The organism is Shewanella sp. 0m-6 (assembly GCF_052977325.1).
Map to the genome: position 1 here is coordinate 74,416 of NZ_JBRIMD010000021.1, position 7,255 is coordinate 81,670.

The window sequence follows — 7,255 nt, forward strand, 5'->3', positions numbered from 1 at the left end:
GTGGATAATGGATGCGGATTACTTAATCGTTGGTAGTGGTTTATCTGCGTTAGTTTTTGGTGCTCTCAGTGCAAAGTCTGGTAGTAAAGTACTGATGTTGGAGGCACATCAATATCCCGGCGGTTTCGGGCATACTTTCCCAATGGGTAAACACTATCGATTTAATGCACAACTGCATTATGTCTGGAATTGTGGCGAAGGGGAGACAGTTAACAAGGTACTAAAAAAGCTTCAACTGGATAAACAGGTTACCTTCGAATCGTTTGATCCTGAAGGCTTCGATCATATGAGAATGCCGGGATACCAGCTGGATATTCCCTATGATACAGAGCTACTGCTTAAAAGACTTAAATCCATTTTTCCTGCCCATGGGACACAATGCACGGCTTTTATCGATGAAGTAAGGCGAACGGCCGATGGTTTAGCAGTGCTATCAGGCGACGAACGCTATAAGAATATATTCACAAATTTAAGAGAAACGGTAACCGCGTGTAGAAACATAAGGTTTACTCTGCAGCAGGCCTTTGATAAACACCATTTACCGCAAGAAGCGCAAACACTACTGGCTCTTCAGTGGCCTGATTTTTTACTGCCTCCTAATCAGCTTTCATTTTGTGCCTGGGTTCTACTATTTACCGGATATCAGAGGGGGGCCTACTACCCGACACATCATTTCGATCATGTCATCAATTCGTTGGTCGATACGATTACTGCTAATGGTGGGCAGATCATCTATCAGACTCAAGTTGATAAATTTATCGTCGACAATAATCGGGTTATAGGGGTTGAAGCAAGAAACCTTGTCAACGAGGAGGTGAGCCGCTATCAAGGTAAGCGCACTATTTGTAATATGGATCCTAAAAAAGCGGCTCATTTAATCGGTATAGAAAAGTTCTCTTTGAGGCTCAGAAAACAATTGGATTATGCCTACTCCCCTTCAAATTTTATGGCCTACTGTGTGGTCAAAGATATCAAGTTAGAGGACTATGGTTTTGGTAAGTGGAATATCTTCCACACCAGTCATCAAGATCTTAATACCGCTTTTGATACCATGTATTACCAGCATGATTATTCGGCTCCCAGTTTTGCAATTTCTACCCCAGGTTTTTTAACTCATGACTGTTCTGACAGGCCTGAAGGGCAGCAGGTAATAGAGTTTTTAACTGTTGCTGACTACCAATACTTTAAAGCGTTAAAACAAAGTGATCCCAGAGCATATCGAAACAAAAAACGAGAGATATTTGACGCAATAATCGATACGGTTGAAAAACATTATATTGCAGATTTCAGAGAGTACTTGGCATATAAAAATACCGGTAGTCCGACGACGAATGAAAACTTTTGTTGGTGTCCGCAGGGGAACTCCTATGGTTCGGCGATGACTCCAGCTTATTTTAACTTGTGGCGATTAACTGAGAACAGTTCATTGAAAGATTTCTATTTCTGTAACGCTTCATCTGGTTATGCAGGATTTGCAGGGACATTCTGGACTGGTGCAAAGCTGTATCAGAAGCTGAGCGGAGAACGTATTTAATCTCCGATTGAATGATGAATTGAGCCCAACATCTTTTCGGTAATATGAGAGGAGAGAGGAAGCATGAAGTTTGCGATTATCGGTGGCGGTGCTAGTGGCATGGTGACGGCATACTACCTGAGTAAGCTTGGGCACAGTGTCACCGTATTTGAGAAGCAGTCTATGCTTGGTGGTCATATTCGTACGGTTAATAAAAATGTTAAAATGGCGGGTATCGATCCTAGCCTCACCCTCGAAGGCGGCGTCGTTGAGTTTTCAAGTAACTTTAAGCATTTTATCGCTCTAATGGAAGAGCTCGGTGTTGAGCTTAAGCCTTTAGAAGTGGGCTCTGCTTTATTTAAGCGCAATAAGAAACGTTTTCTTTCTCCTACTGTGATCACCAGAAACATTAAGGGTGTTGGCCTTTTAGTCGAATTTGTTAAGCTGGCATTTGTTTATCTCTCAGCCAATTGGATATTACTGCAGGTATATCTTAAACCGATGTCATCGTTTAGAGGTAAGCCTTTGGCGGATTATGTGAGTAGGCATCAGGTGAAAGATACCTGGTTAAAGCTTTTTGTTATGTATTGTTTTTCTATTCCCTATAAAGGGATCATTAAGGTTCCAGCTGAGTTGGCATTTACTATTTTTAGACGCTACTTTTGGGCTGATTGGAAACGAATTGATGGAGGGGTTTACAGCTATATAGAGAAAATTGAAAGGCAATTAAATGGCAGGGTGTTCTTAAATGCCAATATAACTGCAATTAGGCGCTCTAATATGGGGGTCATGCTTAAATGGGATAATGATACAAAGGAACACTTCGATAAGCTGGTCTTAGCCGTGCCGCCTGATCAGGTTTTAACGCTAATATCCGATCCAACCGCATTTGAAATTGAATGCTTTTCTCCTTGGAAAAAGAATATGGCTACTACGGTCCTGCACACTGACTCTTTGGTTTACCAAGGTTATGGTATATCTCACCCCTCAGAATTTGATTTTTTTCAGACTCAAGCCGGTTGGGGCTATAACGCTAACTTAAACCGTATCTGTGCTTTGCCTACAGAGCAGCGATATAGTTTGGCTTATAATATTGATAATTTAATCACCAAAGATAATATCATTCAAACTTTTGAACATCACACGCCACTTTATAGTGTCGAAGCACTTCATTACCGGCACAGCATTATCGTCAATAATGGTAAAAACAATACTTTTTATGTGGGAGCTTACCTTTATGATGGTCTACACGAGGGCGCGGTTGTCTCTGCAAAGAAGGTAGCTGAACTTGTTAGACAGCAGTCATAAAAGATGCAACAGCTCTGTGATAGTGCGCTAAAATTAGACTATTCGTTGTTTATTTACCCGTATACCTGCAAAAGAGATCTTTTCATTGGATTGTTAAGGTTTAGATTGAATTTTGACCTTCGAGCTGCCTGTCAACTAGCATCTAAGTGTAGCAATCATCCTAAACTGACTACGATGTTTAAAGCTGTTAGGTATCAATTGATTAATTGATTTGAAAAAAAATCATGCAATGTCAAAAATTTGAGTTATACATAAGATGACTTGATAATAAATGGAGCCCATATGAAAAAATTACTTTTACTTATAACTATTACTACAACATTAATCATGAGTGGTTGTGCCAAAACAGATGAGCCGACCGTTCCTCTAAATATTATGACTAATGATGGTAACCTTAATATTTTATGGCAAGATATTAATCAATACAGTGATATTGAAGCAACCATTGGCTTGCAGTCAAAATTTGAGCAATACCTCTTCACTGAGTTAACTGATGAACTTGGTCAACTTGCCAACAAACACTTGGCAAAAGATCAACAGCTTGATTTAACCGTTACCAATGTAGATTTAGCCGGTGATGTACAACCTACTTTTGGTGCTACAGCTGCAGATGATATTCGGGTCGTGACCGAACTATATCCACCTAAAATCAGTTTTGACTACACCCTTAGCCAAAATGGGAAGGTAATCAAATCAGGAACTGAAAAATTGGATAATATGGGTTTCCTATTTGGGATCCAGCCTATCACGAATGATCCATTCCCATATGAAAGAGACTTGCTAACGAATTGGTTTAAAGAAAAATTGGAACCAATGTTAAAGTAATACGCAAAAAACGTCTTATAGGCTCATGTTACAGTGGCTCGTTAAGTAATAGAGGCTCTTATGAGTGATCTATTGTAGGAGTGCTGTTTTGCGAATACTCTTGTGGAAAAAGCACTGATGGCTGCATTTATATGGCAGCCATCATTTTTATGTGAGATTTTTATTTTAAAGTTTGAGTTAGCTAATTGCTAATTAGCCATATAGTTTTCTATCTCTTCAACAGTTCTTGGGACGTTAGCTGATAAGTTTTCATAACCGTTTACGGTAACTAATATATCATCTTCGATGCGGATCCCTATGCCACGGTAGGCTTCGGGAACATCAAGTGTATCTTGGGGGATATAAATACCGGGCTCTATCGTAAACACCATACCCATTTCTAATGTTCGCCATTCACCATTATCATCATGGTAAGGTCCTACATCATGTACATCCATCCCGAGCCAATGCCCAGTTTTGTGAACAGTAAAGCGTTTATAGCTTTCAGTTGCCATAATCTCATCAATCGAACCCGATAAAAATCCAAGTTCCTTAAGTCCCTCTGCCATTACTCGCATGCACGTTTCGTAAAGACTGTTCCATGCAGCTCCTGGTTGCACTTTCGCTATGGCCTGATCCAGCGCGTTAAGAACCAATTGATAGATGACTTTTTGTTCTGCTGAAAAGCTGCCATTTACTGGGTAACTACGGGTAATATCAGCTGCGTAATGCTCAAATTCACCGCCAGCGTCGATGAGTAACACCTGGCCATTGCTAAGCTCACAGCAGTTTTCTTCGTAATGTAGGCAGCAGGCGTTATTACCGCCAGCGACGATACTCGGGTAGGAAACAGCATTACAGCCATGTTTAGCGATAGTAAAATCAAATAACGATGCTAACTCACGTTCGTTGATCCCTGGGCGACATGCTTGCATCACAGCCTTATGGCCAGCAGTAGATGCAGCAACCGCTGAACGGATTTTAGTCAACTCATCATCTGTTTTAATGACACGCTTAGCATGCAACACTTCGGCTAACGGTTTAATTGTGGTGAATTGTTTAGGCGTATCAAATGAGCAATGATGTCTGTGGTAGTTTGCCCAGTGAACAAGATCAGATGAGAATCGTCCTAGCTCATCACTCACATAGATAGTTTGTATACCTTGCAATAGTGGTAGTAGGGTTTGCTCGAAATCAGCAACATCATAGCCTTGATCTGCGCCGTGTAGGGTAACAGCACCTTGTGCACCTGCTCGGGTGCCAAAACTGACTTCTTGTGCTGGGTCTTTCGGGCGACAGAATAAGAAATATTGATTAACTTCGCGCTTAATAAATAAGGCAATCGCATCAGGTTCGTTAAACCCTGTTAGGTAGAGGAAATCATTGTCCTGCCTAAAATGATATTTGATATTCTTACTGCGCACTTTTTGTTGATAGCCAGCGACAATGACTAAACTGTTATTAGGTAACTGTTCAAGCAGATCATTGCGTCTTTGTTGATAGATAGTAGACATCTTATTATTTCCATCGCTATTCATTGACTAATGCCGGATTGGCTATCGGCATTAAAATGTAAAGTGTATATTTTATCCATTACACGTTATTACGTGCTTTATAGCAAGTTCACGGTGCAATTTGTTGTAATGAGTGAAATAATAATAGCTATTGCATATTAGAGAGAATGTATTGTGAATCGAGCGGTATTTTTAGACAGAGATGGCGTTATCAATCTAGATCATGGGTATGTACACCAGGTTGACGATTTTGAATATGTAGACGGTGTGTTTGATGCGTGCGCTGCACTTAAAAACATGGGTTATCTACTTGCAGTTGTTACTAATCAGTCTGGTATTGCTCGAGGAATGTATACAGAAGATCAGTTTCATTCATTAACTGAATGGATGGATTGGAACTTTGTTGATAAAGGTGTTGAGCTTGATGGCATTTATTACTGCCCCCATCATGCTGAAAAAGGTATTGGCGAATACAAAGTTGATTGTGATTGCCGTAAACCAAAGCCTGGAATGCTGAACTCTGCGGCGCAATTCTTAAACATTGATCTGTCTCAGTCAGTTATGGTCGGTGATAAGCGCGACGACATGCTAGCAGCAGAGGCGGCTGGCGTGCCGACTCGAATACTGGTGAGAACCGGTAAGTCAGTAACTGATGATGCAATTGCCGCAGCAACGGTTGTGCTTGACTCAATTGCAGATGTGCCAGCTTATTTGGCAAGTCAGGCTTAAAGCAGGCTTAGTTTTATGTAACGCAAGCCCAAATCAGGCTAAGGTTGCACTAGGCTCAGTTATAAGGTCAAACATCCTGCTTAGTCCAGCTAAGTTTAAGTAGGCCTAACTAGCTCCAGATTAATAAGACAGAATATCGACTTAATATAAGTATCTGTCGTAAACGAAATGCCTCATTATGATCACTAACCTAATAAGATCATTATGAGGCATTTATGTATTTAGCATCAGTTACCAGTAATCAGTTGCGAGTAAGTTGAATGCTAGCGCTTCAGATTCAATGAATGTAGAACTTAGAACTTAGAACTTAGACTTTAGTTAAGCCGATTGGTGAGTCTATGCGTTATATTAAAGCATGGCGGTATATAAAATCATCGTCAGCGCTGTTTATAACAGCAGAAAGGCTGATAACTGCTCGCTTGATTCGATTATTCTAATTTAATTGAAAAACCCCCTTGCGCTGATCTCAAATTTCCCTATAATGCGCATCCACTGACACGGCACAGCAGGCCAACTAGACTAACGCTTGAGATTAGAAATAGTCGTAAATGCTAGATAGAATGGGACTTGCAGCGGTATCGGTTAGCTCTTTTTATAAAGGGTTAGAGTTAAAACTCCTAGGAGATTTGATTCAGGTGACAAACGCTTTAAGAGCTTCGAATGATGGTTGTTAACACGAGAGTGTATAAGAAATCATCGCTTGAAAAACTTCTTAAAATAAGCGCTTGACGCCGCCACTGGAGAGTGTAGAATACGCCTCCTCAGCCAAACGACCTAAGCGTCTAAGGCGCTAGTTTGAAAGACTTCTCCTAACGGATAGGGGGCTTAATAGAACTAGCACGCTCTTTAACAATATGACAAGCAAATCTGTGTGGACACTCACAGAGATTAAGTTATTCGAAATTGCCTCTCACGAGGCAATCAAAAAATTACTTAATGAATGAGTGTTCATAGCAATATGTAATACAGAATTCGTTGAGCCGCTGATTTAGCCTTACTTGTAAGGTGGATGACGCAAAAAACTTTAATTGAAGAGTTTGATCATGGCTCAGATTGAACGCTGGCGGCAGGCCTAACACATGCAAGTCGAGCGGTAACACAAGGGAGCTTGCTCCTGAGGTGACGAGCGGCGGACGGGTGAGTAATGCCTAGGTATCTGCCCAGTCGAGGGGGATAACAGTTGGAAACGACTGCTAATACCGCATACGCCCTACGGGGGAAAGGAGGGGACCTTCGGGCCTTCCGCGATTGGATGAACCTAGGTGGGATTAGCTAGTTGGTGGGGTAATGGCTCACCAAGGCGACGATCCCTAGCTGGTCTGAGAGGATGATCAGCCACACTGGAACTGAGACACGGTCCAGACTCCTACGGGAGGCAGCAGTGGGG

5 protein-coding genes and 1 rRNA gene are annotated in these 7,255 nt (G+C 41.4%); 5 read left to right on the plus strand and 1 reads right to left on the minus strand.

Annotated features, from left to right (window positions below; genetic code table 11):
- The first annotated feature begins 7 nt into the window (after nt 1-7).
- The 3 genes from ACVBJC_RS15375 to ACVBJC_RS15385 all read left to right on the plus strand — a co-directional run bounded on the left by ACVBJC_RS15375 (nt 8) and on the right by ACVBJC_RS15385 (nt 3,646).
- The gene (locus ACVBJC_RS15375; RefSeq protein WP_447161679.1) at nt 8-1,534 is read left to right on the plus strand and encodes a phytoene desaturase family protein; all 1,527 of its coding nucleotides are present in this window, start codon (nt 8-10) and stop codon (nt 1,532-1,534) included.
- A gap of 63 nt (nt 1,535-1,597) precedes the next feature.
- Nucleotides 1,598-2,821, plus strand: coding sequence for an FAD-dependent oxidoreductase (locus ACVBJC_RS15380; protein ID WP_447161678.1), 1,224 nt, complete (start codon nt 1,598-1,600; stop codon nt 2,819-2,821).
- A gap of 282 nt (nt 2,822-3,103) precedes the next feature.
- Nucleotides 3,104-3,646, plus strand: coding sequence for a DUF3016 domain-containing protein (locus ACVBJC_RS15385; RefSeq protein WP_447161677.1), 543 nt, complete (start codon nt 3,104-3,106; stop codon nt 3,644-3,646).
- A 188-nt stretch (nt 3,647-3,834) separates the two neighbouring features.
- Here the strand turns inward: ACVBJC_RS15385 and ACVBJC_RS15390 are convergent, their stop codons facing one another.
- Complete coding sequence (locus tag ACVBJC_RS15390) at nt 3,835-5,139, minus strand: aminopeptidase P N-terminal domain-containing protein (protein WP_447161676.1); 1,305 nt, start codon at nt 5,137-5,139, stop codon at nt 3,835-3,837.
- 174 nt (nt 5,140-5,313) lie between these two features.
- Between ACVBJC_RS15390 and gmhB the strand changes: the two genes are divergently transcribed.
- Both gmhB and ACVBJC_RS15400 read left to right on the plus strand, forming a co-directional pair.
- Nucleotides 5,314-5,868 carry a D-glycero-beta-D-manno-heptose 1,7-bisphosphate 7-phosphatase gene (gene gmhB, locus ACVBJC_RS15395; RefSeq protein ID WP_447161675.1) on the plus strand — a complete coding sequence of 185 codons (555 nt, stop codon included), beginning with the start codon at nt 5,314-5,316 and terminating at the stop codon, nt 5,866-5,868.
- Nucleotides 5,869-6,893: 1,025 nt separating this feature from the next.
- A 16S ribosomal RNA gene (locus ACVBJC_RS15400) occupies nt 6,894-7,255 on the plus strand; the annotation flags it as partial.